Annotated in this window: 27 protein-coding genes, 1 tRNA gene, 1 rRNA gene and 1 pseudogene; 13 read left to right on the top strand and 17 right to left on the bottom strand. The window is 38.1% G+C overall.

The features are described from left to right. The first annotated feature begins 35 nt into the window (after positions 1-35). From SACI_RS07340 to SACI_RS07330, 3 genes are read left to right on the top strand one after another with little or no spacing between them, the layout of a single operon-like run. Positions 36-356 (top strand): hypothetical protein, encoded by a 321-nt coding sequence (locus SACI_RS07340; RefSeq protein ID WP_011278356.1) that lies wholly within the window; start codon positions 36-38, stop codon positions 354-356. Positions 357-375: 19 nt separating this feature from the next. After that, complete coding sequence (locus SACI_RS07335; protein ID WP_015385628.1) at positions 376-861, top strand: protein-lysine N-methyltransferase; 486 nt, start codon at positions 376-378, stop codon at positions 859-861. After that, positions 858-1,301: a DUF2286 domain-containing protein gene (locus tag SACI_RS07330; RefSeq protein WP_011278354.1), complete on the top strand. Its 444-nt coding sequence runs from the start codon at positions 858-860 to the stop codon at positions 1,299-1,301. Before SACI_RS07335 ends, SACI_RS07330 begins: the two co-directional genes overlap by 4 nt. A 46-nt stretch (positions 1,302-1,347) precedes the next feature. Here the strand turns inward: SACI_RS07330 and SACI_RS07325 are convergent, their stop codons facing one another. Beyond that, positions 1,348-3,978: a DNA-directed DNA polymerase I gene (locus SACI_RS07325; RefSeq protein ID WP_011278353.1), complete on the bottom strand. Its 2,631-nt coding sequence runs from the start codon at positions 3,976-3,978 to the stop codon at positions 1,348-1,350. Positions 3,979-4,192: 214 nt separating this feature from the next. Here SACI_RS07325 and SACI_RS07320 point away from each other — a divergent pair, with 214 nt between their 5' ends. After that, positions 4,193-4,912, top strand: a complete 720-nt coding sequence (locus SACI_RS07320) for an ABC transporter ATP-binding protein (RefSeq protein WP_011278352.1) — start codon at positions 4,193-4,195, stop codon at positions 4,910-4,912. A 65-nt stretch (positions 4,913-4,977) separates the two neighbouring features. Continuing rightward, positions 4,978-6,291 carry a hypothetical protein gene (locus SACI_RS07315; RefSeq protein WP_230937946.1) on the top strand — a complete coding sequence of 438 codons (1,314 nt, stop codon included), beginning with the start codon at positions 4,978-4,980 and terminating at the stop codon, positions 6,289-6,291. Between the two features lie 280 nt (positions 6,292-6,571). Here SACI_RS07315 and SACI_RS07310 read toward each other — a convergent pair whose 3' ends face one another. The 3 genes from SACI_RS07310 to SACI_RS12255 all read right to left on the bottom strand — a co-directional run bounded on the left by SACI_RS07310 (position 6,572) and on the right by SACI_RS12255 (position 9,503). After that, positions 6,572-8,494, bottom strand: coding sequence for a thermopsin (locus SACI_RS07310; protein WP_011278350.1), 1,923 nt, complete (start codon positions 8,492-8,494; stop codon positions 6,572-6,574). Positions 8,495-8,855: 361 nt separating this feature from the next. Next, positions 8,856-9,281 carry a hypothetical protein gene (locus tag SACI_RS12260; protein WP_230937947.1) on the bottom strand — a complete coding sequence of 142 codons (426 nt, stop codon included), beginning with the start codon at positions 9,279-9,281 and terminating at the stop codon, positions 8,856-8,858. 12 nt (positions 9,282-9,293) lie between these two features. Next, entirely contained in the window at positions 9,294-9,503 is a 210-nt protein-coding gene (locus SACI_RS12255; protein ID WP_230937948.1) for a hypothetical protein, read from the bottom strand. Between the two features lie 329 nt (positions 9,504-9,832). Here SACI_RS12255 and SACI_RS07300 point away from each other — a divergent pair, with 329 nt between their 5' ends. Further along, positions 9,833-10,657 (top strand): integrase, encoded by an 825-nt coding sequence (locus tag SACI_RS07300; RefSeq protein WP_088912509.1) that lies wholly within the window; start codon positions 9,833-9,835, stop codon positions 10,655-10,657. Between the two features lie 14 nt (positions 10,658-10,671). On the opposite strand, the gene SACI_RS07295 is transcribed toward SACI_RS07300, so the two are convergent. The 3 genes from SACI_RS07295 to SACI_RS11860 all read right to left on the bottom strand — a co-directional run bounded on the left by SACI_RS07295 (position 10,672) and on the right by SACI_RS11860 (position 11,887). Beyond that, entirely contained in the window at positions 10,672-10,863 is a 192-nt protein-coding gene (locus SACI_RS07295; RefSeq protein WP_011278349.1) for a hypothetical protein, read from the bottom strand. Positions 10,864-11,107: 244 nt separating this feature from the next. Further along, on the bottom strand, positions 11,108-11,491 hold the full coding sequence (locus SACI_RS07290) for a hypothetical protein (protein WP_011278348.1): 384 nt from the start codon (positions 11,489-11,491) through the stop codon (positions 11,108-11,110). 219 nt (positions 11,492-11,710) lie between these two features. Beyond that, complete coding sequence (locus SACI_RS11860; protein ID WP_011278347.1) at positions 11,711-11,887, bottom strand: hypothetical protein; 177 nt, start codon at positions 11,885-11,887, stop codon at positions 11,711-11,713. A gap of 79 nt (positions 11,888-11,966) precedes the next feature. On the opposite strand from SACI_RS11860, the gene SACI_RS07285 reads away from it, so the two are divergent. From SACI_RS07285 to SACI_RS11680, 5 genes and pseudogenes are all read left to right on the top strand, one after another. Further along, complete coding sequence (locus tag SACI_RS07285; protein WP_011278346.1) at positions 11,967-12,281, top strand: hypothetical protein; 315 nt, start codon at positions 11,967-11,969, stop codon at positions 12,279-12,281. Between the two features lie 112 nt (positions 12,282-12,393). Further along, a complete protein-coding gene (locus tag SACI_RS07280; protein WP_011278345.1) occupies positions 12,394-12,717 on the top strand; it encodes a sigma factor-like helix-turn-helix DNA-binding protein in 324 nt (107 codons plus the stop codon). Continuing rightward, the gene (locus SACI_RS07275; RefSeq protein WP_011278344.1) at positions 12,695-13,048 is read left to right on the top strand and encodes a hypothetical protein; all 354 of its coding nucleotides are present in this window, start codon (positions 12,695-12,697) and stop codon (positions 13,046-13,048) included. Before SACI_RS07280 ends, SACI_RS07275 begins: the two co-directional genes overlap by 23 nt. Further along, a complete protein-coding gene (locus SACI_RS07270; RefSeq protein WP_011278343.1) occupies positions 13,045-15,099 on the top strand; it encodes a MarR family winged helix-turn-helix transcriptional regulator in 2,055 nt (684 codons plus the stop codon). The genes SACI_RS07275 and SACI_RS07270 overlap by 4 nt, the downstream gene beginning before the upstream one ends. Before the next feature lie 160 nt (positions 15,100-15,259). After that, positions 15,260-15,409 (top strand): annotated as a pseudogene (locus tag SACI_RS11680) (putative integrase); the annotation flags it as partial. 33 nt (positions 15,410-15,442) lie between these two features. On the opposite strand, the gene SACI_RS07265 reads toward SACI_RS11680, so the two are convergent. The 10 genes from SACI_RS07265 to map all read right to left on the bottom strand — a co-directional run bounded on the left by SACI_RS07265 (position 15,443) and on the right by map (position 24,265). Beyond that, positions 15,443-15,517, bottom strand: a tRNA-Arg gene (locus SACI_RS07265). A 192-nt stretch (positions 15,518-15,709) separates the two neighbouring features. Next, positions 15,710-17,152, bottom strand: a complete 1,443-nt coding sequence (locus tag SACI_RS07260; RefSeq protein WP_011278342.1) for an MFS transporter — start codon at positions 17,150-17,152, stop codon at positions 15,710-15,712. A gap of 607 nt (positions 17,153-17,759) precedes the next feature. After that, on the bottom strand, positions 17,760-18,140 hold the full coding sequence (gene rpl7ae / locus SACI_RS07255; RefSeq protein WP_011278341.1) for a 50S ribosomal protein L7Ae: 381 nt from the start codon (positions 18,138-18,140) through the stop codon (positions 17,760-17,762). Between the two features lie 60 nt (positions 18,141-18,200). Beyond that, complete coding sequence (locus SACI_RS07250; RefSeq protein WP_011278340.1) at positions 18,201-19,904, bottom strand: glutamate--tRNA ligase; 1,704 nt, start codon at positions 19,902-19,904, stop codon at positions 18,201-18,203. After that, the gene (locus tag SACI_RS07245; RefSeq protein WP_011278339.1) at positions 19,897-20,580 is read right to left on the bottom strand and encodes a phosphoglycolate phosphatase; all 684 of its coding nucleotides are present in this window, start codon (positions 20,578-20,580) and stop codon (positions 19,897-19,899) included. The genes SACI_RS07250 and SACI_RS07245 overlap by 8 nt, the downstream gene beginning before the upstream one ends. Further along, positions 20,577-21,779, bottom strand: a complete 1,203-nt coding sequence (locus tag SACI_RS07240; protein ID WP_011278338.1) for an HD domain-containing protein — start codon at positions 21,777-21,779, stop codon at positions 20,577-20,579. The genes SACI_RS07245 and SACI_RS07240 overlap by 4 nt, the downstream gene beginning before the upstream one ends. 46 nt (positions 21,780-21,825) lie before the next feature. Then, positions 21,826-21,944, bottom strand: a 5S ribosomal RNA gene (gene rrf / locus SACI_RS07235). A gap of 42 nt (positions 21,945-21,986) precedes the next feature. Then, positions 21,987-22,187 carry a hypothetical protein gene (locus tag SACI_RS07230; protein WP_011278337.1) on the bottom strand — a complete coding sequence of 67 codons (201 nt, stop codon included), beginning with the start codon at positions 22,185-22,187 and terminating at the stop codon, positions 21,987-21,989. Beyond that, positions 22,184-23,320: a DUF1512 domain-containing protein gene (locus SACI_RS07225; RefSeq protein ID WP_011278336.1), complete on the bottom strand. Its 1,137-nt coding sequence runs from the start codon at positions 23,318-23,320 to the stop codon at positions 22,184-22,186. The genes SACI_RS07230 and SACI_RS07225 overlap by 4 nt, the downstream gene beginning before the upstream one ends. A 45-nt stretch (positions 23,321-23,365) precedes the next feature. Further along, positions 23,366-24,265, bottom strand: coding sequence for a type II methionyl aminopeptidase (map, locus tag SACI_RS07220; RefSeq protein ID WP_011278335.1), 900 nt, complete (start codon positions 24,263-24,265; stop codon positions 23,366-23,368). 52 nt (positions 24,266-24,317) lie between these two features. Here map and SACI_RS07215 point away from each other — a divergent pair, with 52 nt between their 5' ends. Continuing rightward, positions 24,318-25,001 carry a metal-dependent hydrolase gene (locus tag SACI_RS07215; RefSeq protein WP_015385626.1) on the top strand — a complete coding sequence of 228 codons (684 nt, stop codon included), beginning with the start codon at positions 24,318-24,320 and terminating at the stop codon, positions 24,999-25,001. A gap of 1 nt (position 25,002) precedes the next feature. Beyond that, positions 25,003-26,400 carry a phenylalanine--tRNA ligase subunit alpha gene (locus SACI_RS07210; RefSeq protein WP_011278333.1) on the top strand — a complete coding sequence of 466 codons (1,398 nt, stop codon included), beginning with the start codon at positions 25,003-25,005 and terminating at the stop codon, positions 26,398-26,400. The last annotated feature ends 1 nt before the right edge of the window (position 26,401 follow it).

Here is a 26,401-nt window from a genome sequence, read left to right as displayed (position 1 = left end):
CATTATAAGCAAATCAATTGATTTTTACTGGGAACATGAAAGCTAAAAAATTGATTTTAGTTACGTCGGAAAACCATCCTATGCATAAGGCATTTACAAAGATATTGGAAGATGTGAGTAAAGAACTTGGAATAGAAAAAGAAGTTAAAGTAGAAGATTACGTGTTCGTTACAGACTTTGGCGAGAAGGACGACTTTGGAATGCCATTCTTGCCTCAATTATTCATTGAGACTACTGACGGTAAAGTACAGCCAGTACTTACACAGATGCCTTTCAACCCTACAACTTTCCAGCCAGATATAGATAAAGGCAAACAAGAAGTGATTGACAAAATTAAAAATATTAGCTCTCAATAACATACAATAAGTGACTAACGTGAGTTACGTACCACATGTCCCTTACGTTCCAACACCAGATAAAGTAGTAAAAAGAATGCTAGAGATCGCAAAAGCAGGAAAAGAAGACACAGTTTATGATCTTGGATGCGGAGATGGTAGAGTAGTAATCACAGCAGCTAAAGATTTTGAAGTAAAGAAGTCAGTCTGCATAGAAATTAACGATGAAAGATTAAAGGAGACACTCGAAAATATAAACAAGAGTAACGTAGTCGGGAGAGCTTTTGCTGTGAAAGGTAACTTTTTTGAAGCCGATTTATCCGAGGCAACTGTACTAACAATGTTCTTGTTGACAAATGTTAATGAAATGCTAAAGCCAAAACTAGAAAAAGAATTGAAGCCTGGAACTAGAATAGTATCTCATGAATTTGAGATAAGAGGATGGATTCCAAAAGAAGTAATAAAAGTAGAAGACGGTAATATGACACATCTAGTATATTTATACATAGTTGGTGAACATAAGTGAAGATCTTAGTGTTGAGAAGTGAAGAAGGAAATATCTCTAAAAAAGAGGTAGTTGATGGAGGACTTAGAAACATACTTGTAAAAATAGCTAACGATGCTTTAGGAGAATGGGATGAAAGAAGCTCGGACTTCACTATAATAAAGGATACACAAGAGGTTAAAATACCACTTCCACTTAAGCCACAGTTATACGAAATAATAAAAGACTTCCTAAAATCTAGAACTAAAACTGAAGCAATAGCTGAGATACCAGTTTATATAATAAGTTTCGATAATCAATGGGTCGAATCTGATTATAGAGATAAAAAAGTCTATATAGTATCTCCATACATAGATGAAAACGCAGAGAAGGAATTAGAAGATTATGCAAAACAAGTAACATCGCTAGAACGACCAGAACCAACAGAACCAGAAGAAGATATGGACGATGAAGAAGAATAAAAATAATTATTACTGTATTTTAATTTAAAACTCTCCCTTCTATTATTCATTTCTTACTTCCGAAGAAGGAGTCAATTGATATTGTAGATACTATTTCATCCCAACTAATTCCGAACGCTTTAAGTATTTGTTCGAATGTAGTTCTTAGTGTCTCTACATATTTTTCTATGTCTATTTCTGAAATTTTAGCAAGCTGAATAGGCTTTACGCCATCCTTACTTTTAACCTTAACAAACATTATAACGTCTCTTGGTAACACATTTACACCAAATGCTCTAAGTTGTAAACCAGCCTTAACATGCTGAGGTGTATTTTTAGTGTATGAATCTAAAGGTTTTGATAACATTATTCTGAATGCCAAGTCATCAAGATTATATCCCTTATTTCTAAGTTTATTATATATATCCTTTATTTTAATCTCAAGCTTATTCTTTACCTCAGGAATATCATTTGGCGAATTTAAGGAAGCTAACATATTCTTTATTTCTGCAAATTCCTTCTTTATAAATTCCGGTGTATTTCTTTTTTTAGCTAACATTCCTTTAATTTCAGTCTTACCATCAGGATATACACCAAAGTAATTTTTCTTCAATCCTGAAAATGCTACGTACTTATATGATTTATCTACCTCTAGATCTAAATTGAAATTCTGTTTTACGAATTTTATTAGCTCCTCCAACTTGTCTTTTGTTGGATTGTATAAGAATAGCGAATCTGTATCTCCATAAATCACTTTGAGATTGAGCTTTTCAGCCTGTTTATAGGTGGTGGTTATTATGTATCTTCCGATCGCAGTCACACTCTCTGCCACTGCAGGGGCATATAGCGGGAAGTTCTCTGCTCCAAATACACCATAAGTGGCATTAATGAATACCTTCATGGCTCTCTGGACAACATCGTATAATGATCTTTGCTCCTCAGATATATTACTGTACTTTGCCTTCTTCTTGTAAACTTTAACTCTAAAATCCCTTATTAGTCCCGTGATCACTGCTGTTATTCCAGGTTTATCCATACACACATAATGTAGCTTCTCCCCAGTTTCGTCTTCAACCCATACCTTTTTAGTACACTCATCAATATCTATAGTTTCATAGCTAATGTTCCAATTCTTTATTATTGATGGATACAGCGATGCAAAATCTAATACTACCACATTAAAGTATACTCCTGCAGGAGGGTCTATGACAACAGCTCCCTTATACTTTTTACCCTTTATAACAGCAGCCGTTTTAACTTGGTTTGATCTTACAAGGATCTCTTCTTTAAGTGGGATGAGCCAGTTTCTCTTTCTATGTTCCCAATAATATAGATTCTTAATCCATGTTGAAACTTCTGTTCTAGTTAATTCTTCTAATCCTAGTTTCGATATTCTAGCTAGTAATACCATTAATTTTAGTACTAAATTGTTATTGAAAGTAGTAAGTTTAAGTGTGATCTCAGCATCCCTGAGGTTATACTCGATTAACTTATCTATGTCCAGAAAGCTAATGAACGTATCAAGCTTAACCTTAGAAATGCCCAGCAAGGCTGTAGCAACTGCGTCTAGGCTGTATTCACTATACTTGCCTTCAAAAGCATATATTCTCACTGCCCTGTTAAAGAAAAATTTGTAGAGGTCTATATGAATACCTGCTAAAAACTTACCCTCACCACTTACAACATCCAGTGGAACCTCCTCAGGGCTGAAATTAAGTCTCAAGGCTCTAAAATATATGTATGGTATGTCAAAATCATCGCCGTTAAAGGTTAGTAGCATTGGATATTCTCGGATTATCTCGAATAATCTAGCTAGAAGTTTCTTTTCAGAATCGAAAATCTCTACTTGGACGCCGTCTTTCTTACTAAAATCAGAATTTACGTCCTCTCTTTTTAACGCTAAAACGATCTTGCTACCATCATTACCAGCTAATGCAACACTAATTATAGGAAATTCAGCCCTTTCAGGATCGGGTATTCTTCCCCTATTTGGAGTGTAAACCTCTATATCTAATGATACTCTCTTTATATCAGGTACCTCAGTCTCTAGGATAGGTATCCAATCATTTACCGTCTCTTTTGTCATCTCATCAGCGTCAGCGAAAGCTTTCTTAATTTCATTAATTTCCTCTCCTTTAAGTTCAGGATTAAGCTGTGTAAGCTTTCCCTTATTAACCTTATATATTAGCCCTGGAATTAAGCCATTATCGTATACGTAATTGTTATAGTATTTTATGTGAGCTTCATATGCCTTGGGCAAAGAGCTCCTCATTCTTCGTACAGCTAATGGGTCTTTAACAACAATTTTAGTAAGTCTAATCTTCTTTCCCGTATAAGGATCAACTTTGTTTATGAGCTCGAGATGATCAAATGAAGGATCCCTTACAACCTTAGTTATTTTGTTAACCTTATCTGGGTCAATATCAGTGAGAAAGTAGGGTTTGTGACCTGATTCATCTTGCATAATGTAAATTTTCTTACCCTCTTTATCATAAAGCTTACAAACTGCACGTGACTTTTTACCATCATAATCAACTTGTAACAAGAAATACACTTTTCCGTCTTCAGCTTCCTTTATCCACTCTATTTTCGTCCTATTAGCGGTTTGTTTAGGTACCTCTACACTCTCTTGATTAGTCTGCTCTTTACTCTCATTCTTCTTTATGGAAAAATCAAAGAGTGTTGCTTGTTTGGACATATACAATATATAAATTAAGTAGAATTACGATATAAACTTGAAGGGCTCTGCTTGGAGACAAAGCAGGCGTATTTTTAGGAAATTTATTCAGAATAATGATAAAATTTTTATTTAATACCTTTGACTTGATATAAATGAGTAGATTACTTATAATTACTGATTTCTCTTATTTTCCTTCCACAAACTTAAATATTGGCTATATGAATATGTAGTTGTGTTAGACTGTATAGAAGTTGATGGACTGATTAAATTTTATGGTTCCTTTAAGGCTCTAGATGGTCTGGCATTTTATATTAAATGCGGAGAAAAAGTTGCCCTTCTAGGTCCAAATGGTGCAGGAAAAACTACAACTCTAAGAATATTAGCAGGTCTTCTCAGACCTAATGAGGGCATAGTTAAAATAAAAGGTTTTGATATATCAAAAAATCCAAGAGAAGCTAAGAGCAATATCGGTTTTCTTCCTGAAGACGCTGTCCCATTTTTAAATCTTACAGTGAGGGAAAACCTAGAGTACGTTGGAATACTTAGAAATATAAATAACCTGAAAGAGAGAATAAATCATTTACTTGATGTATTAGAGCTGTGGGAGTACGAGAGAAAAACGGTTTCTTCCTTATCTAGAGGAAATAGGCAAAAAGTTGCCCTAGCAATGGCTATAATACACGAACCAGCTATACTATTACTTGACGAACCTTTAAACTACCTTGATATACCTACACAAGAAAGAGTGATAAATCTTCTAAACTCGATGAATTCTACAATGCTGGTCTCAACTCATATCATGAGTATAGCGGAAAGACTAACGAACAAAATTATACTTATAACAAAGGGGAAAGTAATTTGGCAGGGAGGAATGACTGAACTCAAAAAGTTAGCTGGTGAGAACGAAAGAATTGAACAAGTAGTAGCTAGATTAATCGGCGACAGTTTATGAGAAGTCTAAAACTTCTATATTATTATTTAAAGCAGAGATACACCAAGGGATTTATATTTTTAGTCATGATACTAGTACTTTATGCTATATTTGTAAACACAGAACTTCATATAAATACATATTCATCAAATTCCTTCACTTTATCTAATTATTTTTATGTCTACTACCTATCTTTTCTCCTGCTATTTTATGTAATATTTGGATTAAGGATGACCATAAGTGAAATAAATTTTATATTAACAAGCCAGGAAAGGGCAGACTATATACTTTTTCTGAAGGGGTTCGCAGATTCCCTCTTTCTAATATTTCTTTTATTATATCCTTCAATTTTCTTTACAAGAAGCATAATAGACATTTTAAATACCGCCTTACTATGTTTATTTCTATCTTACTTATCCACCTTATTACTTACCTATGAGAACAGTCTACGCTACATCATAGGACTCCTAATTGTAGGTTATACGATAACAACCTCTTTCGTATATCCATTAATAAGCCCAGTTCAAGCTATAACTAATTCCTCAATATACTACACTATAGGTTTATGTATTCTTCTTGGTTCAGTCTTAGCGACTATACCTAAATCGTCTATGAGGATTTATAGTAACGCTTACGGCTTATCGGTAAATTATAGTATTACACGTTTAGGCAAAAAAGAGAGGATCGAGAGTATTAGAGAATTACCCAAAAATATACTGGGCCTTTTGTTCTATACCTCAGTGTACGGAGGATTTGTAATGAGATATAATTGGGGAGGAACTTCAACCTATGCTTATGTTAGGAGAAATGTCTTATTGATCCTATTACCTCTTTCATTCATAGTTGCAGCAGTTTTGGTCGTATTTCGGAATTCTTCTTCTGTCATAAACGTCATTCCCTTATATGTTATAATTATGTATTCGATATACTCAAGTACGACCATACAGTCAGAAAGGCTTTGGATAAACTTCGTAAATGTCGACTATGTCACTTACATAAGAAATAGGATGTATGTTAGACTATTATTATCATGGATAACATTGTTACCGCCGTCTATAGCTCTGTTGATATCTTCTCAGATTTCAATTAGCATTGTCATATTATCTATTCCGCTCTTAGTATGTCCACTAGGTTGGATATCAGCATCTTATTCTAGATTGCCACAGGCAAGAGAGACTAACGTGGAGTCGTCTCCTGCTAGGATAGGCGTAAGAGCAAGCATATCATTATGGTCAATGATAATATTAGCTGTAATTGAAATTGTAATAGGACTTATATCCATTTTAGGGAGCATAGTACTAGCAGTGATAAATTTAGCATGCTTTATGGTCTTAATGTACTTTAAACCAGAGATTTGGATCGGTGTTGTAGAAAGACTTGTAAATAATGGGTATGTGTAACCAGGTAAATTATATTTAAGTTGTTGATAGTAAGGAACTGCAGGAAATTATGTATTCTTGATTTTTTACGTATCTGAGATTTTTTACCACCAACTTTTAACTTTACGCATAATCTCTTATGGTAAAATTTAGTGATGGGTTAAACAAGAAGTTATAAACGTTTGAGACCAAGGGCACCTCTGAAATCTCCAGTTTATTGCCTTTGTATTCTCGTATTATGCAGACTCTAGAACGAGGAAAAAGGGTTTAGCGTACTAACTTCTATTCATTAACTCACTGTCTATCTCCTCCTCGTTATCGCTACAACAATCACGACAGCCGTTACAATGGGTATAACCAACTCCTCAAGGAACGTGTAGTTGAGCTGGACTACGAGTTTCTCGTATATCGGGCCGTTAATTGTTACCTGCTCTCCAGGAGAGGCGTTATAGGTTCCCACGAAATACCCCTTAAGGTAGACAGGCAAATTAGCGGTTAGGTGGATTACTGAGCCTTGTGGCAACCAAGCAGTGCCGTTTACGGGCTCTGTTTCCCCTTTAATAGTAGCCATTACAGGCTGTGACGATACGATCTCCACCTTATACTCCTTTACTAGTTCTACGCTGATATTCATCGGCCCGCTGACCTCAATGGGCGTTGAGGGACTAATAGAGCTGACTACATACCTCTCCCCACTGGACACGTAATAGGTGTTGTTCACCAGCTCAACAGCAGAGCCTTGCAACACCCACGTAGTCCCGTTAAAGAGCCTCGATTTTCCGTTTATACTCAATAAGAGAGGTATGGGTGAGTTTATTGTTAGCTTGAACTGCTTCTCGAGGGTGACCGTTATGGTCGTTGGGTTCTCCACCGTTAGCGGTAGGTTAGGATAAGTGTTGTTCACAACAAACCTCTCCCCACTGGACACGTAATAGGTGTTGTTCACTAAGCTCACTGATGTCCCCTGTGGCAACCAAAGCGTCCCGTTAGTCAACGTTTCTTTGCCACTTATGTTAAGAAGGAGAGGTCTGGACGAGTTGACGATTACCTTGTAGTAGTAGGTATACTGTGGCGTTATTATCACGTTCTTAAATGTGTTTGAGGGCGTTATCGTGAGACTCTGGCTGGGATAGTCCAGAACGGCATAAGAAGAGGAGTTAACTGTATAGTTCCTGTAGAAGGTTATAGTGACAGGGTGGACTACATAACCCACAAAACTATTAGTGTAGGTACCGTTCACTAAGAAAGGCACTTTGCTTGTGACATTGACAAAGGTGAAGCCTGGGATGTAAGGGTGGAAGCTATCGGTCAGTAGACCGTAGTCCGGCGTCCCCACAGTTACGTAGGCGTCTCCGTTGCTAGCAATAGACACGTAAAGGTCACCGGTAGACTCCGCCGTATCATTACCGTAAGTGTAAACTGTACTGAAGGGAACGAAGCTGTTACCGGAGAGGTAGAAGAGGCCTAAGTAAGAGGACATCTGGGTGAAAGTGGTGAACTCACCATTTTCGTAACCACCCCAGACTAGCTCTGTGTCCATTAAGTTACCTAGAGCCTCTTGATAGAAAAGAGTGAAATTTAAAACAACAGCGCTCGGAGTGAGTGAGTCGTTGACTATTATGTAAGCAGACTGCGGATCTGGGACAGGTATGAAGACGCTGTCATAAGTGACAGGGTGTGGAGGCACTAGGCTACCGTTCTGCAGGACAACATAGATAAAGTTGACGATAACGCCATTAGAGCTAAGGCTCTCATTGATTAGGAGGTATAAGGCTAGAGGAAATCTGTACGGCATCGGTTCAGTAGAATACCCATAAAAGGTGGGATGACCGAAGAGAATGTTATACGTAAAGCCTATCCCACCGTTACCCGTGACATTCGATATCTCCGCTGTCGCGGTAGTATAGTTCCACACGTTGTCAGTAAAGCACATTAGGCTCTCGTTTGTCACGAACTGTGCCACGTTCTGGAGCCAGAAGTAGTAGGTGTTTCCGTTAGTGCTCGTTGCCTCTAGTACAACGTTGAGCTGTAGGGAGGCCCCATATGGTACGTTAAAACTAGAGTTGTACGCTTGGAGGCTTGTTATGTTTGCGTATCCGAGCACTGCGTTAGTGTAGATAGGGCCGTCGTGAGCTGAGACCCCGGTTGGTAGGGAGTGGACAACCAAAAAGAGTGGATTTAGCAAAGCTAACGCCACCACAGCTAATACTAGAATTCTTGACATATAGAAATTTTACGTAACGTAGGTATTTAAGCCTATCGTGAAAAGCCCTGGATGCTAACTTATCGCTTCTGCGAGAATGCAGGGTAGATCGTAGAGGCGGAACTCCTTGCCTAGCACCTTCCTCATGGCTTCACTTATCTCAAACCTGAACGAGTTGTCCCTGAAGGGGAAGAACTTCGTTATTTAAGTTGTGACATCAATGCCTTAGTCGGGGTTAGCATCTGCGAGCTTCTTCATGCTCTCGAGGTACTTCGACACAAAGTTCTGACGTTACGGTAAGTACACCTCTTTGAGCTACTTCGCAGTGGGCTCATGTAGGAAGGTGATGTAAGCCCTCTTGGTCTTGCTCTCCCTCATGAGCTTAATGACGCGGTGCTCGAGGTCTACTTGGTCTACCGTGAGAGAGCGCCTCGCCCATCCTCAGACCTGTCTCTGCGAGCAACAAGAAGAACGCCTTCGCCCTAAGGTCCTCTATGACGCTGAATATCTTCTTAAGGACGTCGAAGGTCAGGCTCACCGGTCTGTACTTAGGCTTCTGCTTCGGTATCTTGAACGTGTCGTATAACTCCCTAGCTAAGCTCGAGTCCCTGAGCTTCACTACTTCCTTTATGAATAGCTTTAGCGCCTTAGCTGTGCGCCTCGCCCGGCTGAGGTTCTCCGCCGAGAGGTCGATTACGTACTCCTTGAGACCCTTGGGCGTGAGAGTTTTATTAAGATCAGCTAGGGCATGCCTAAGGCGTCTCATATAATCACTCCACGTCTTTTTCGTCCTCGTCTCCTTGAGCAACTTCTAGAACAGCTATAGATCTTCCTGCGTTACGACACACTTACTCGCGGTCTCCTTCACGAACTCCTCGAAGTACTTGTGGAGGAAGAACAGGAATATGCTCCTGAAGCCCGGGTCTTTCGACGCCTTCACCAATACCCTCAGTATGTCCGCTGCAGTGATATCTGAATAGTCTATTCCGTGGGCTATTTTGACGACCTCGTCTACAGGAAGTGTCTTCATGACCTCGTCTACGACCTCGTCCGGTAGCTCTATCTCTTTTCCCCCTCGTCGTAGCCCCTGACGTACAGATACATCCGTTTCTTGCTTCGCCCCGTTATTTGCGTCAGCTTTGGGTAGCCGAGTAGCTCTACAGCAGTTTTAAGTAGCTCTCTTCTGTTCTTTTGCGAGTTCCATACTATTAGATACCAATCCGTGGTATATATCCGTTACCAACTTTTTTCCTCGACCGTTACTCACATCAAAGTCTATAGATCAAGAGATACTTTTAATTTGATAAAGATTATCGGACCCGCCGGGATTTGAACCCGGGACCACTGGCTCCGCAGGCACTGGAAGATGTTCTAGAACGGCGTAAGACCGTATTAGTTACCAATTTACGCCAATACGCGACAGACGGTAACGTTAAGGCTTTCTACGATTGGTTAGTCAGCGTTAGGAAGGTAACAGAAGAGACCGCTAAGGATTACATTTCAGCACTAATGAAACCCTTCCGTGAGACTAGGAACTCACAGAAGGCGTATAGGCTTTTCGCAAAGTTTCTCGCAGAGCGTGGTATTATAAGTGAGGAATTCCGCGATAAGGTACTTAACGTCATAAAGGTTAAGCGCACAAACCACGACCTATATGTACCAACTCTAGAAGAGGTTAAGAAGACGTTAGACTTAGCTAAAGACTATAGCGATAACGTGTACTTCATCTATAGGATAGCGTTAGAGAGCGGTGCGAGACTTTCAGAGATCCTCAAAGCGCTTAAGGAACCTGAGCGTGATGTATGTGTTAACGACATATGTTACTACCCCATGGCATGGACACGCGGTTATAAGGGCGTGTTCTACATATTCCACATAACGCCCCTTAAACGCATAGATGTTACGCGTGGGGCGGTACATGACTTTGAAAAGCGCGTAAAGAACGCGCTTAAGATCAAGTACATCAGGAAGTTCGTATCTACGCAAATGGCGACTCTTCAAATTCCTTTTGATATTATCGATTTCATTCAGGGTAGAAAACCTACGCGTGTGTTGACTCAACACTACGTCTCGCTATTCGGCATAGCGAGAGAACACTATAAGAAGTACGCCGAGTGGGTTAAGACAGATTTTTCTCAGTTAACTGGGGAGTTAATTCAAAAAGACGTAAAAACTTCCAACTAGTTAGAAAATTTAGGCTATTTCTTTAGGAATGGGATCTTATCTAACACTCCTTTCTTGTTATAGTTCTCTAGATAGAACTGTATCGCCTCTCTAACAACATCTGATAGCTGATACTGTGATCCTTTAGCCTTAACAATCTCTAAGAGCTTATTGTACTCCTCTTCCGTCACACGTGTGGCGACAGTCTTATTTAAGAACCTCTTCATAATACCTTCACTATTTTAACATACGTTAATCAGTTCTAATAAACCTTAACGAAAATTTACAAACGTAACTAGGGGGATATTTAACTTTATTTCAGCAAAAAAGAGAGAAAGATATCGTAAATGAGTCACGTGTTAGTTACTGATCAGATACATTCGGTCACTTGAAGGTTACTTTTTCGCATCAATATATATAACAAAGCCCCCCGCCCCCTACTCAATTTTTTGCCTCAATTCGCAAAAAACTCTACTTCTTAGCCTGAACCTTCAGGCTTTCCTTAATTGCCCACTTCATCTTCCCTCTCTTATTTTCGCCATAGTCCACTCTTATTACGCCCTCTATACTGCTTATCCCCTCTCGCCATCTCTTAGGCGTGGTATAATATACGTACTTCCAATTACCTCTAACCATAAACCTCACCAAATGCCCATCTCTTAGTAACTGCCCCACTTTCTTCTTCAGCCACGCTAAGCTTTTCGCTCTCACCAAACCCGTGTCATCTAGTTCTACTACTCTTCTTAATAATTCGTTATATGTCAAATATCCCTTCTCACTTTCCCTAATCACTTTCCAACATAACTTTTTCACTATATCATAATTATTTAGATATACTTCAAACTCCCTTTCCATAATCCTGTTCTCTCTTTCGCCACTTATAACTCTTCAGTAACCTTTTCCACACTAGTTTGCCAGACCCCCATATTAACGCCATAACGCCCTACTACGCTTTTCTCTCAAACTCTCACTAGCCTGACCGCCTACTCGCCAACACACAACATACGCACTCTTTTTCGCCAACTGACCCCTCAGGCGCCGGTGAAAAGAAAAACATAGCTGCAGCTTTTCGATTTATTGACTCTTTTTCACGCGCCTATAACAGAGTACAATATCCCCGTCACGATTCTCTACGCTCAGTACAAACTCGTCTTCTGACGTTATTCCTAAAGCCCTAACTATCTCACGTGGGATGTTGAGATAATAAGATTCTTGTCCAGGTTTGGAACCTTTATGGATTAACGGTTTCATATACAAGTTTACGTACTATTAGTTATTTAAGCTTAAGTTTAAATACTTGTACATATGATGTACAATTAGGTGTACATAAATGGTAGAGTTTAACCTAACTCTAAACCAAATCAAAGTTAAAGACCGTGTTTTTTCTCTAAACCCCTACTCTTTTGAAGCAATAAAGAAGTGGTATGACGAGTTCCTAAAGTGGTGTGATGATTATGACGTTACGGAGTACTGTAAGAAAGACATAGAGGAACACGTGGAGTACTTTGCTGAGGCTTTCAGACTGTTAGCCCCTAAGAGCTTAGAAGAGGCTGAAGATCTCTTCAGTGTCTTGGAAAGGGCTTACGACTCTACTGATGGTAAGATAAAAGCCGTGTTAAGCCGTGTTATCGGTATTACTGTGTAATACCGTATTATTAAACGACGTGATAATCACGATTTGTTAACTGGGGAGTGTACTCAAGTAATACTAATTATTAAACGAAAAGGTTTAAAATAATTAAATAGGAAGGTTTAATGTGGAATGGATAGAACATTTAACGCCTAAAGAGAGGGAAGTAGTCACGGATTTTGTCTTTTCGAACGTGAAACTGTCCATGAAAGAGATGGCTCAGGCTTTAGGGGTGACCGCGATGGCGGTGAGCAAACTTAGACGTCATCAGATCAGACCTTCAGACGAGACTCTAAAGCGCATGTATAGCATACTAGACGACAAGAAGAAGGTAGAGTTGTTGTTAAACGTGAGGCGAATGTATGAGGACATCTTGAAGGAAATAGACCAAGAACTAGGGAAACTCGGTTACGCGAGAGGTGACCTAAGTGGTCAAGATAGGTCTATCTAAACGGGATAAAAAAGGTAACTCAGAGAAAAAGCGAGTAAAGTACGTTTACGCGACTAAAGGTGCGATATTTATCGTAACGGGCGAGTTAAAGGAAAGTAAGTACTCGTACGCGGTAGAGATCAGACCGCTTTACGGCAAATTCTATGACGCGAAAGAGAAGAAGACGTATAACGCTGAAGAACTACGCGAGTATAAGGTATACTTAAACGTAAGGAAAGAGATGGAAGAACTTGTAGACGCGTTAAAGAGAGGCAAACCCGTTTTGTGGGGCTATGATGACGACGAGTTCATTCAGATCCCTAAAGACGTGTTAGGGGGCGAAAAGGAGTGAAACTCGTTAAGCGTAATGGTAAGTGGGTTTTGATCAAGAATACTGAGAAAAATTCAGACACCGCTTTGAGTGAAACTCCTAACCCCGCGCGGAATGCGCGGATAATTTCATCTGGAGTGCAAAAAACCGCGCAAACCGCGCAACCCAACATATACCCCGGAAAGCGGTCACTGAAAAATTCTCAACAGTTTTGCAAAAAAGTCACGTCTAAGGATGGTAGACAAGTAGAGGTATGCGCTGAAGTCATAAACTACGAAAAACGCGTAGAAAACGATAGTATAATAGAATATCCTAATCTAAAATACCTATTAAAGTATAAAGACAAAACGCTTGAGTGCATAAAGGACTGTGAGGGCGCGTTAGACGAAATATCTAAACTCACTTACCGTCACCCCTCAAAGAGCGAGATAATAAACGCCATGGACGAGTTGACAAAGTCTCTGACACGCGTAACACCGCTTAAAGAGTTCGTCAACACCGACGATAAGGCTAGAGGAATATATGAGGTGTTAAAGCGCGACCCTATCCAAACCATATTGAGGCTAACTGAGGAAGTTAAGGGGATAAAGGGTAACGAAAAAGTAAAGTTGGCGACACTTCTGTCGATAGCATCTACACGTATAAAGAGGGGCGTAAGAGACATGATATATCGCTTTAACTTTATCGTAGTAGGAAAATATGGCGCGGGTAAATCTTCATCAGTCAAAAGCGTACTTGGATTATTCTTTGACCACAAAGAATATAACAAATCTAAGTTCTTACTATTTGGTAGAATTACAGAGAAGGCGTTAGGCTATTTTAAAGATATTAATGACTATGACGGCGCACTGATATATGTAGAACAGATAGACAACATCAGTGAGATATCTTACTTGAGAGAGGCGCTATCTGAGGCGTTTCTATCTACACTCGTCACTACGCGAGATGAAAATACGGGTGAGCTTAGAGCTGATATCGTATCGATTAAGGGTCAGCCCGCCTTTATCTCGACAAATGTAGACGAATCGATATCGTCACAGTTAGCGAGTAGGATGTTTCAGCTTTACTTAGAGCCGTCAGTGGACAGAAAGGAAATAATGGAGTCGAAGGCTGATGAAAATAAAGCGTCAGATGAAGAGCTATTCGCTATTAGAGTTGCAACTTGGTTATGGTATAGTGAGTTGCCGGCTGACGCTAGGGTACCTAAAGATTTGTGGAAACGCGTAGTTGATACGTTAGAGAGAATAGGCGGTAACAACGTATTGAGGACATCTGACCTAGTATTAGCGCTATTGAAGTCGTTAGCTATAATTCACGGTAGAGATGTCGTGACTGAGGAAGACGTAAATATCACGTTCAAGTACTTCAGCAAAGAGATTATCCTAGCGACTTATGGTATTAGCGAGAGGGAAATCAAAGCGTTAGAGGTGTTAACTAGTACCGCGCCCGGGTCACCTATGACGACGTTTGATATCGCTATAAAACTAGATTTAGACAAAAACACTACCGCGTCAATCCTAGAAAAGCTAAACGAAAACATGTTAGTTGGCAAAGAGTTTGACGGCAAGAAGCGCTATTGGTGGATAACTGATAAGGGGCGCGACGTGTTAGAGAGGCTCAAAACTGAGGTCAAGATAGTGGGTGACGTAGTAGAAGTTAAGACGCCTGATGGCGAAGTTATCGCGGATAAGGAGTTTTTTCGAGAGCCTGACTCCAGAGACGATACCAAAAATGCCGTGTCAGGCGGAAGAGAAGGAGTGCGAGAGGGTGAATCGTATATTGATAGACGCATTAAGGCTATACTCAGACGCGAGTTCTTAGGGATACCAATAAGACGACTGAGGTTTAGAGGCGAGAAACTTGACCGCTTTGCGGGTTTGAGTAGTTACGTACTGACGCGTAAAGATATTCAAACGATTAAAGAGTTAGATAGGGTAAAGTGTTTGAGGAAGAGCGAGTTTGTATCGCGTTTTGGTGAAGATTCGTTAGAGCGTTTAGAGTCGTTTTACTTAGTTAGGCGTGACTTTAATGACTTTATTAGCGAAGAAGAGGACATCTGTATCGCGGAGTGATACATTTTATTTCACTCGTTAACTGGGGAGTTAATTGTATTTTTTGCACTTTTGAGGAAATTTTACCACCTACTTTCAACTCTACGCGAAATCTCGTAACTTTTTACGCGTTACCAATACTTATAAACGCAAATTGGTAACCATAATACGGAGCGTGAAAATGCCCAAAGAGAAGACGCGTTATAAATATGGTGATTATATTATACGTCAGATTAAAGGGCGGTATTATGTGTATAAGCTAGAGAATGTAGGCGGTGACGTAAAGGAACGTTACGTGGGACCTTTAGACAAGATCGTAGAGTTTTACATTAGCAGTGGGGGTGTGGGGGATGTACCCCCACAACGGACCCGCCGGGATTTGAACCCGGGACCACTGGCTCCGCAGGCCAGCACTCTGTCCTGGCTAAGCTACGGGTCCATGAACTAACATATCCTTTACTACAAGATTTATATAGGTTTTGATTTAACGCATGTTCTTTGAGTTAAACTTGGCTTAGGGCGATTATATTTGAGATGAATCTTATCTTTTAATAGTATTCATGATAAAAACATATGAGATGAAATCTTGTAGTGTGTAATGAAAAACATTTAAAAAATTAATTAGGCCCATTTATTTACTATCCGCCTTCTCGTCACTTTCAATAATCTCGCTCAATGGTTTGGCTACTTCTTCTAAACTTTTTCTCTCTGCATCTACTCCAAGAAATATTGTTAAGATTCCTGGAAAGATCATCAATAGAGCACCTATAAGGTATCCTATAAATAAGTCTGATGGTTGCTTAGACCCTAACAAATATCCGAAGAATGAAGGGGCATAAGAACTTAAACCTGTTCCGATAGCATAGAAGACTGCAATGGCCATTGCCCTTATTTCTAACGGAAAAACTTCACTTACTGTTAAATATGCTGAGCTTGCTCCGGCTGATGCAAAAAAGAATATTATAACCCATGCAAAAGTCTGTGTGAAGGCATTAAGGATACCAAGATAAAACAAATAGCCAGTGAAAGCTAGAAGAGATCCTGATATTATATATGTTAAAGAAATCATTTTCCTCCTTCCCAAAGAGTCAAAAAGTCTTCCTAAGATTAGTGGACCGGTAAAGTTTCCTATCGCAAATGGAAAAATATATAATCCTATTTCGTCTGAGGGAACATTATAGAATTTTGAAAGTATCAATGAGTAAGTGAAAAATATTGCATTGTAAAGGAATGCCTGCCCTGCCATTAGCCATAAACCCAATATAGCCCTTTTCTTATACCTACCAAATACAGTTTTGAAAACTAAGCGGAAACCTACATTACCTATTGGTGTTATAGATATCGATTTTTTAGGCTCACTCAGTTCCTTACTATTCTGAACTTTCATTTCTATTTGCTTTACCACTTCCTCTGCTTCTTCAACTTTTCCATGAACTAGTAACCATCTAGGACTCTCTGGAACATACCTCCTAATTAGCATAATTGATACTCCTAAAATAGCACCTACTGCGAACGATAATCTCCATCCTAGATCTATGGGAAACTCATGCGGATTAAGTAGATATAGAGATAGGGCAGAGCCGACCATCGTACCTATCCACCAGCTTCCATTAATTGCAAGATCTACCCAACCTCTTACTCTCGCAGGAATTAATTCATCGATTGCTGAATTGATTGCTGAATATTCTCCGCCTATTCCTAGACCTGTGATAGTTCTAAAAAGAGCTATACTTAGAAAGTTCCAAGAAAGTGCAGAAAGTACTGTTCCTGCTACATATATCCCTAACATTACCATAAATAGTTTTTTTCTTCCATATTTATCGGTCAGATAGGAGAAAACAATGGCTCCGATAACTGCACCAAGTATATAAGCAGTTCCTAGAAAGCTTGCTTGAAATTCAGTCAAATTTAATGTCTGAGGTCTAGTTAAAACACTACTTATAACCCCAACTATTGTTACCTCTAAGCCATCTAAAACCCATGTTATACCTAATGCGATAACCACTAGAATGTGCCACCTTGACCATGGTAATCTGTCCAACCTATATGGTATTTTAGCACGTATTTTTCTCATGGTGAACACGATAAAATTATTTAGTTTTATCCTATATAAATCTTATAGTAAATTCGAAAAAAGAAAGATACGATAAGGCTGTTATAACATATATAATACGGATTACAATATTAAATAAAACTGATTTCAATTAAGATCAGTATTGTATACAAACAACAGAATTAACATGATCTACAAGTATATTGCAAACCCTAAGACCTTGTTACTACAGACCTTATAGCATCTATATATATAAGTCGCAGGACATGAGATTATATTCAACTATTTATTTAAGTGAGTTTTTATATTTAGCTTAGGACTATTTTTAATGACACATTGTAGACCAAAATTTCTAAAAAATTAATATATATTATTGAAAATTAATGTACGTAGAATGCTCCTTGAAGAGGAAATATATAGTCTTGATTAAACTAAGTGATGAACACTAATATACGATTTTTCCAAATTCCTAAGAATAGAGAAGGTCTACTTTATAGAGACTAAAAAATAATTGATTGGATAATATACTATTGTTTTATGACCTATCTTCAAACCCTTTCAAAATATTAGTTATGTGTTATATGAGACGACGACTAAGGATTAAAAATATTAGTTATAACAAAAATTTTCAACTACTTTTACCTTTTATTTCATTAACTCTTTTAACTATCTCATCCACCAGGTCTTTAGCTTCACCAGGATCCATTAACGCTACAGAAGCTGCTGCAACTTGTAATCCACAGGCTTCTCCTAGAGATTTCTTTGAAGGTACATAAACATATGGTATTTTCTTTTCTTCACACAATAATGGTAAATGAGCTACAATTTCTTCAGGTTGAACATCTTCAGCTATTACCACTAATTTGGCTTGGCTCCTTTCAACAGCTTTTGTAGTTTCATTTGTACCTTTCTTTATCTTTCCTGAATCTTTTGCTTTCTTTACTGCTTCTAATACTTTATCTGCTAATTCTTGTGGAACTTCAAATTTTACATACGAGGGTTTAGACACAGCGTTCATCCTCCTTCTTTTTCGTCACGCGAAAATAGATTGTCTCTATCCATTAAAAAGTTATTCATGTGAGAATATGACTGTTACTTGCCCATCAGCACTTTTCTCATCGACCTTTACAAAGCCATATCTAATGAACTGAACTATCTCCCCTTTATTCAAATTTCGAATTTCGCTTTCTCCTACTCCATTTATGGTTTCAATACCTTTCTCTGGATCTGGACTCAATACTACAACCGGAACACTTTCATCCTTCTTTACCCATTGTATTATCTTCATACCTAGTTTCTTGGCATCTTCTATGCCTTTACTATTATAAACCAGCTTGTCCCCATTTACCGTAACATTACACAATTCCATTAGTCTCAACACCTTATCCTTAGCGTCATTCTCGTTTATCAGGATAATGTCTCCGGGATTTACACTAATCTCCCTGTATTCATTAGGATTGGATGGATGATATGGAATTTTAGCCAATATAGGCTGTGGGATGTCTATGATAAACTCCTTTGGAGATCCTACAAACATCAGTCTCTTTGCTATTTTATCTAATTTCTTCCTATTTGTGGAAGCTAGATTATCAAAACTGATTGTCGCATCAGTCTCCTTTAAACCAACTGTAATTATGATCTCTTTTATGGTATCTGAAAGAATGCCTCTTCTTCTCAACCCAGCCAATGTTGGTAACCTAGGGTCGTCTATTCCAACACCTTTTTCGACGACAGTCCTTATCTTTGATTTACTCATCATAAATCCTTCAAGCTTTAGTCTACCAAATTCCCTAACGTAAGGATATTTCCAGCCCATATAGTTATAGATCCATTTCTGTTTTTCTGCATTAACAGCGTGCTCCTTTCCTCTGAAAATATGTGTCACACCTAAATCGTAATCATCAATAGCGCTGGCAAAGTTGTATGTGGGCCATACCCAATACTTATCTCCTTCAATAGGATGTGGACTTTTCTTAACATTTATAACCCTTAAAAGTACCCAATCTCTCTGAGAAGGATCTGGGAGTTTTAGATCTGTTTTGAGTCTAACAACAGCTTTGCCTTCTTCAAATTCACCATGAATCATTTTCTCAAACAGTTCTAAGTTACTCTCAGGTGAAGTCTCCCTATGAGGACATGCCTCCCTCTTACTCCTTCTCTCCTTAAACTCAGCTTCCTTACATAAATCAATATATGCGTACCCTTTACTTAACAGTATCCTAGCAAAGTTATAATAGGTCTCTAATCTTGCTGAAGCTCTTACTTCTAAGTCCCACTTTATACCTAGCCATTTCAGGTCCTCTTTTATCCAATCATAAGCTTCAGGAATAGGTTTCTTCGTTTTTGGATCAGTGTCATCAAATCGAAGTATAAATTTACCATTATATATTCTAGCGTATTCATGAGATATTATAGCTGCTCTAGCGTTTCCAAGGTGAAGAGGACCGTCAGGATTAGGAGCAAAACGAGTCACAAGCACTCCAGATACAGGTATATCAGGAAGTTCTTTCTTAGACTCTTTTTCTCTCTTCTTTTCTTCAAGCATTTCAGGGAACTTTGACTCTAACTCCTTTTTCTGACTCTCTACATCTAATGAATTAACATAGTTTACCAGCTCTTTAGCAATTTCCACTATATCCTTTGCCTTACTCCTTAACTCTGGTCTCTCTGCAAATATCTTACTTACAACAGCATTTACGTTAGCTTTTCCATTATGTGTATACGCATTATGGAGAGCGTATTTGTAAACGAGATTTCTTATGTCATCACTCATTAATTTCACCTGTAATAACTTTTTTAATAAATTCTACTACAGCTTTTCCACTCTTTTCACGCATTACAAAATCCCCTATACTTTTGAGGCTCTCATCTGCATTTCCCACAACAACCCTAATACCTACCTCTTCAAGAAATTCTATATCAGTGCTAGAATCCCCTATCCCTACCACTTCAGCCTTATCTAGACCATGCATTTTAATTAATTCCCTAACTCCCTCAGCCTTACCACGTTTTGATTTCGAAATGTGTACCGCATATCCACTGGTCTTTATGTATAAACCTTTATCTAGTGCCCATTTTACCATTTCGTCTTTAAGTATAGGCGGATAAAAGCTGAAATCGCATACTTTGAATTGATTTTGCCAGCTTCCCTTAACCCCGAACCTATTTTCAAATTCGGATATTAAACTCCTTTCAACTCTCTCACAAACTTCTTTCAATTGATTATCATAATAAACTATACAGCCATTTTCCGCAACAATTCCACCATTAAATCCAAAATACGTGTACAGTGCCCTTAAGACAGGATAAGAATTACCACTAACAAGACCAACTTTAATGCCTTTCTTTTCAACTTTCCTCAGTAGGTCTACGGCATCAAGATCTATATTGTATGTATCCCTATCAAAGGTCAGAGTTCCATCTACATCTGTTAAAATTAACCTTATCAAGGAATTAATTCCCTCGCTCTCTTAGCATAAGTATAGTCTACGTATATACGTCTTATGGTTATTGAATTTGGTATACTATTTAAAAGTGTGTTTTGTAATTCGGCTATATTCTTTACCTGTCCTTTCTTAGAATTTACCTTGAGCTTACTCTTATCTATTATTCTTATAATTTCTTCAAAGGGATACACGGAGTCCTCTGGTATACCATACTTTTGAAGTTTACTTACAATCTCGCTCATCTCCATACTCGAACGTTGAAAGTCATTAAAGGAAACATTTTCATAAACCATTTTAGGACCTTTTCTATCGAGAAAATTCTTTATCCTAAATTTCAATTGATCTGGTGCGTTTTCGTCCGACAATACTGAATGCAACTTGGAGTAGACCCATTCGTCGTCCCAATACGGAAATGAATCAGTTTGTATACTCTCTTTAAGAAAACTCCATGTTAAGACTTCTGGGCAACAGTACTCCATTACTTGTCTGTAGAGTTCACGCATATATAATTCATAACCTAAAATTGTTTTATGATAATATACTGCCTGGTACATGTGAAGTCTGGAAATATAAAAATTCTCCAATGTATTTAGACCTTTTTCTATGATATTAACAATTTTATTCTCGTTGTAAGATACTGTGTCAATTAATCTCTCTAAATCTAAATTACCCAGCTGAACTCCTGTATGCCTAGAATCCCTGAGTAAGTAATCCATTCTATCTATGTCTACATCACTATCTATTATACAGCCTAACATAGATGAAGTATTATATATATCTACTATCTGTTTTTTATCAATAGAATATTCCCCTAATGCTTCCTCAATCTCCTTGTCCGAATAAATTATAAAGTCTCTAATAACGGAACTACTCACCTTATCTCTAGATATGTATATAGGCTCAAGAGAATGGCTAAATGGAAATTGTCCTATATCATGAAGAAGGGAGGCAAGTCTAAGAAGTAGAGCTTCATCATGGTTTATATGACCTTCATTTATAAGCCTATTACCTACTCTAGTAGCAAGGTGGAATGTACCTAAAGAATGGCTAAATCTAGTATGCATTGCGCCAGGATAGACTAAAAAGGCTAAACTAGTTTGTCTTATTCTTCTGAGTCGCTGAAAGACAGGTGAGTCCATTATCTTCGTTTCCATATCGTTAAGTTCGATGTAACCGTGAATTTCATCGAATACTTTTTTCATTTGAAATACTTTATCTTAATAATGGATTATAAATTAAATAGAACGCCCATCCCAGCTCAGAGAGGCTGCGGGCCCTCTCGGATCCCACGGCCCCTCTGACGTGAGCGGCTTAACTTCCGGGTTCGAAACGAGTCCGGGTGTTACCCGCTCACTATGACCGGGTGGGCAACATAATATAGGATACAGTTGCTTAAAAAAGTATCTTATTTAATACTTCTGATTAGTGTTTTTTTGCTCTACGTTTTTGGCATATATCCCCCAAATGTATAAAGGAGCTCCATCTGTAGGACAAGCTCCCTCAACTTTGGTAACAAAATCTCCTTCTCTGAATTGTCTCTCTGTGGAATAATTACACTTGAGACATTTTAAGATAGTTATAATTTGAGGGGGTTGTACTTGCTGACTCATTGTGCTACACCTACTGTATTTCCTACTCCTACAAGTATTATCGTGTCTCCTGGTTTAGTTCTTTCCATTATCATTCTCTTGATCATTTCCACCACTTTATCTGCTGCTTCATAAACTTTCTGAGGCATTGCAGTTATTGCCTCTTCCATGCTCATTTTTACTATGACTGCGTCTATTGGTATATTATACTTAACAGCGACTCTTTCTATAGCTATCTTTTCAGGACCTGGGTCTCCCATAGCTACTCCAGTACCTTCTGCTATCTCACCTGTCTCTTCTCCTTCTAGCTTAGCTGCAGCATCAACAGTTATTATTCTTGATACACTACCATTTAATTTGCCTATAACATTCTCTACGGCTTCACCTGGTGTTCCTACAGTTGCCATTGGTCCTTCTGCTTTCAATATCACTAGTCTTCTCCCTTCATAAACGGTAGTACCGGCAATCATTTCTCTGCTCGGAGACCATTTCTCTGATACATTCATAAGAAATCTTGAAGCAACTAGTGGTCCAAGGGAGTCTCCCACAGGAACGCCTTGAAGGAAGACATCAAGAGCCTTCTCATAGGTCTCAGCCATCCTAACCAACATAGGAACAATCATTTGTAGCTGAAGTAATAGGTAATAGTTTTGTAGCTTCCTTCCTAACAGAAGATAATGCCTTATTACTTTGTAAATTATATTGACTGTGTTAACAATTTCTGCTGAAACCTGTATTTTACTTCTGTTCATAGGATCTATAGTAGGTATAGAAACGTTAATCACTTGTTTAATTTTATCCTCAGTACTTCTCAAAAGTAATCTCATCCTGCTTATGATGTCAGTAGGTTCTACATTAACAGGGTCTATTGTAAACATGTCTGAAAATTTTCTAGTAATCTCATCAGAGTTTGAGGCTCCATTCTTCTCAAGAATTTGTTTAGTCTTAGATACGGTACTATCTAAGACTCTCTTTACCCTAGTTAGACCTCTTTCAATGTCCATAGAAGCCCAATACATTTGAAGTCTAATCTGTACTCCTGGTAAGGCAGTCAGTATTATAACCGCAAAGAACAGTATATAGGTGATAAAATAGTATGCACTCCCAAATTCAGATGTGGATGAAGATTGTTGAGCCAAAACTATAGCATACATCTGATTTCCACTTGCTATTATATCTATTGGGTTCTTAATTAACTTTTATTCGGTAATTACTTCCACTCTATCTTTCAACACTAATACTGTGTGCTCAAATTGAGCTACAATACCCTTTTTAGCCTCTAGGAGGACAGGATATGACCTAAGGGCGCCTTTCCTGGTCAAAATTTTCAGCATTTCCCTAACTTTATCAGGATTGCCATCCATGTTAGATAACCATCTTTCACTGAAAGGAACCATATTCACCTTTTCATATATTGATGTTAAGAATTTCTTCTCGTCTTCAGTAAGACTTTTAGTGTTCAAATTCTTTATAGAATAAATAGTTACTTCTTTGCCTTCAATCACATACCCTTCTCCATCAGTTGCGAAAGGTTCGATAGCATATGTACTACCTTCCATAATTTTTCCTAAACCCCTACCATAAACGTTCGGAATGAAGATACCTGCGTGCAATTCATATCGTCTGATTAAATGTCCTCCTAAATTTCGTATAGGCTTGAAGCCATAACTTTTAATGGTTCTTTCAATATGTCTACCAATTTCTCCGATATCTACACCATTCCTTATGGTTCTTATTGCAGCTTGTAGAGCCTCTCTAGAGGCTTCAACTAATTTATCGTATTTAGGGTCCAATGATACTGTAACAGCAGTATCTGTGATGTAACCGTTTATATGAGCTCCTATATCAAGCTTAACCACAGCATTCTCTGGAATAATTTTAGTATCATTTATGATGGGACTATAATGGGCAGCCTCAACGTTAATTGAAAGGTTACAAGGGAATGCAGGTTTTGCTCCTTCCTCCTCAATTATCTTCTCTACAGTGTCACAAACATCAATAACCTTAACACCGGGCTTAATCATTTTTGCGCCAAAGTCTCTAGCCTTTGAGGCTATTTTACCTGCTCTTCTAAGAAGCTCTATTTCATCAATTTCCATGAGTAGACTTAAGAAAACGAAACTTTAATTTTTGTTCTTCTAATAATTTCTTATGCCACAACTAAGATGGTTAGGACATGCAGCAGTTGAACTTTTGATAAATAAAAAACGCGTTTTGATCGATCCCATGATAAAAGACAATCCATTAAGTCCAGTAAAACTTGATTCTTTTAATAACAACGTAGATTTAATTGTGGTGACACACGACCATTACGACCACTTAGGAGATGCAGTAGAACTACTTAAAATGAATCCTAAAGCCTCATTATTTGCCACATTCGATCTTGAAGTATATTTATCAAACGAATACAAAATCGATATGAGTAGATTCATACCAGCTAATGTTGGTGGGTTTATAGATTTTGATGGACTAAAACTAGCTTTAACTAAAGCTGTTCACTCTAGTGAACATAGTGATCCTTCAGGAGCTATTATAAGCGGAGAGAATATAACGGTTTATCATGCAGGAGATACTGGGTTATTTGAGGACATGAAGCTTATAGGAGAAGTTTTCAAGCCCGACTATGCATTACTTCCTATTGGTGGAAGATTCACTATGGATCCGTATCAGGCTTCACTTGCGGTAGATATGATTAAGCCTAAGAAATACGCTATACCAATACATTTCAATACATGGGACTTAATCAAAGTTAACCCTGATGACTTCGTTAAGGAAGTTAGTAAAAGAGGCTATAGGGCATTAGTGTTGAAGCCAGGTCAGAGTGTGGAGTTATAAGATGCTAAGTGAGAATGAAATAAAAATACTTTCTTACCTAAAGCTTAAGAAAAAAGCAAATGCAGAGGAAATCAGCAAAGAATTAGGTTTACCACTTTCCTCAATTTTTAGTTTAGCTAAGCTACTTGAGGAAAAGGGTTATGTTAAAATAGGAGAGAGGAAAATTATAAGGTTTGAGCTTACAGAAGAGGGTAAGAAGAGGCTTAAGGAAGGTTTTCCTGAAGAAATTCTATTAAAAGAATTAAACGGGCAACCGTCTCTGATTGAAGATCTGAAAAATAAGATGGGAAAAGATTTAGAGATCGCAATTTCTTGGGCGAGGAAGAAAAATCTTGTAAAAATAGACCAGAACAGAGTTATACCGAATACTTCAAACTACACATTTTCAACTGAGAAAGAGGCTCTACTGAAACCAGAGTCTGCAGATGAAAAAGTCTTGCAAGAATTGTTATCCAGAAAGTTAATAACGAGAAAAGAAGAGTCCAAACTCGAAATAACATTACTCAAGGAAGAGTTTGAGGAGCAGAATTATATTACCCAACTTACCTCAGAATTGCTGAGAAGTAAAGACTGGAAAAAGTATAAGATAAGAGAATACAACGTAGAAGCTCTTCCACCGTATTTTCCTCTGGCAAAGAAACACTTCTTCAGAGATTTCATAGAGAAGTTAAAAGATGTTATGAAAGAGTTAGGTTTTACTGAAGTAAACGCAGGCTATATAGAAATGGAACTCTATAACTTTGATCTATTATTTCAAGCCCAGGATCATCCGGCTAGAGAAATTCATGATAGTTTTAGAGTAGATGGGTTAGGAAAGATCGATGACGAGAGGTTACTGAAGGAAATAAAGGAAATGCATGAGAAGGGATGGAAATATTCTTGGGATCCACAGATAGCTAAAAGACTAGTGTTAAGGAGTCAGACTACTGCAGTTACAGCGAGAATATTAAGTAGTAGACCTAGCGTACCTTTTAAGGGATTTTCATTAGGCAAAGTGTTTAGACCCGATTCGATAGACGCCACACACCTTATTGAGTTCCATCAGTTAGATGGAGTTATAATCCAAAAGGAATTTAGTTTCACAGATTTATTAGGAATATTAAGGGAAATATTCTACAAAATAGGCATAAAAGAGATTAAATTCAAACCTGGTTATTTTCCCTTCACAGAACCAAGTGTTGAAGTCTATGGTAAAATTGAGGGCTTAGGATGGGTGGAAATGAGTGGAGCAGGATTGTTAAGACCAGAAATACTAAAAGCAATGGACATAGATGCGAATGCAGGAGCGTGGGGAATTGGAATTGATAGATTAGCTATGCTACTATTTGGTTTGAAAGATATACGATTATTATATGCAAATGATATAGATTTCTTAAGAAAAATGAAGGTGAGGTTGTAGA

This window comes from Sulfolobus acidocaldarius DSM 639 (assembly GCF_000012285.1).
In the GTDB taxonomy this organism is placed as follows: Archaea; Thermoproteota; Thermoprotei_A; order Sulfolobales; family Sulfolobaceae; genus Sulfolobus; species Sulfolobus acidocaldarius.
The sequence above is the reverse complement of the archived record's forward strand: the minus strand, read 5'-3'. Positions and strand labels throughout refer to the sequence as shown.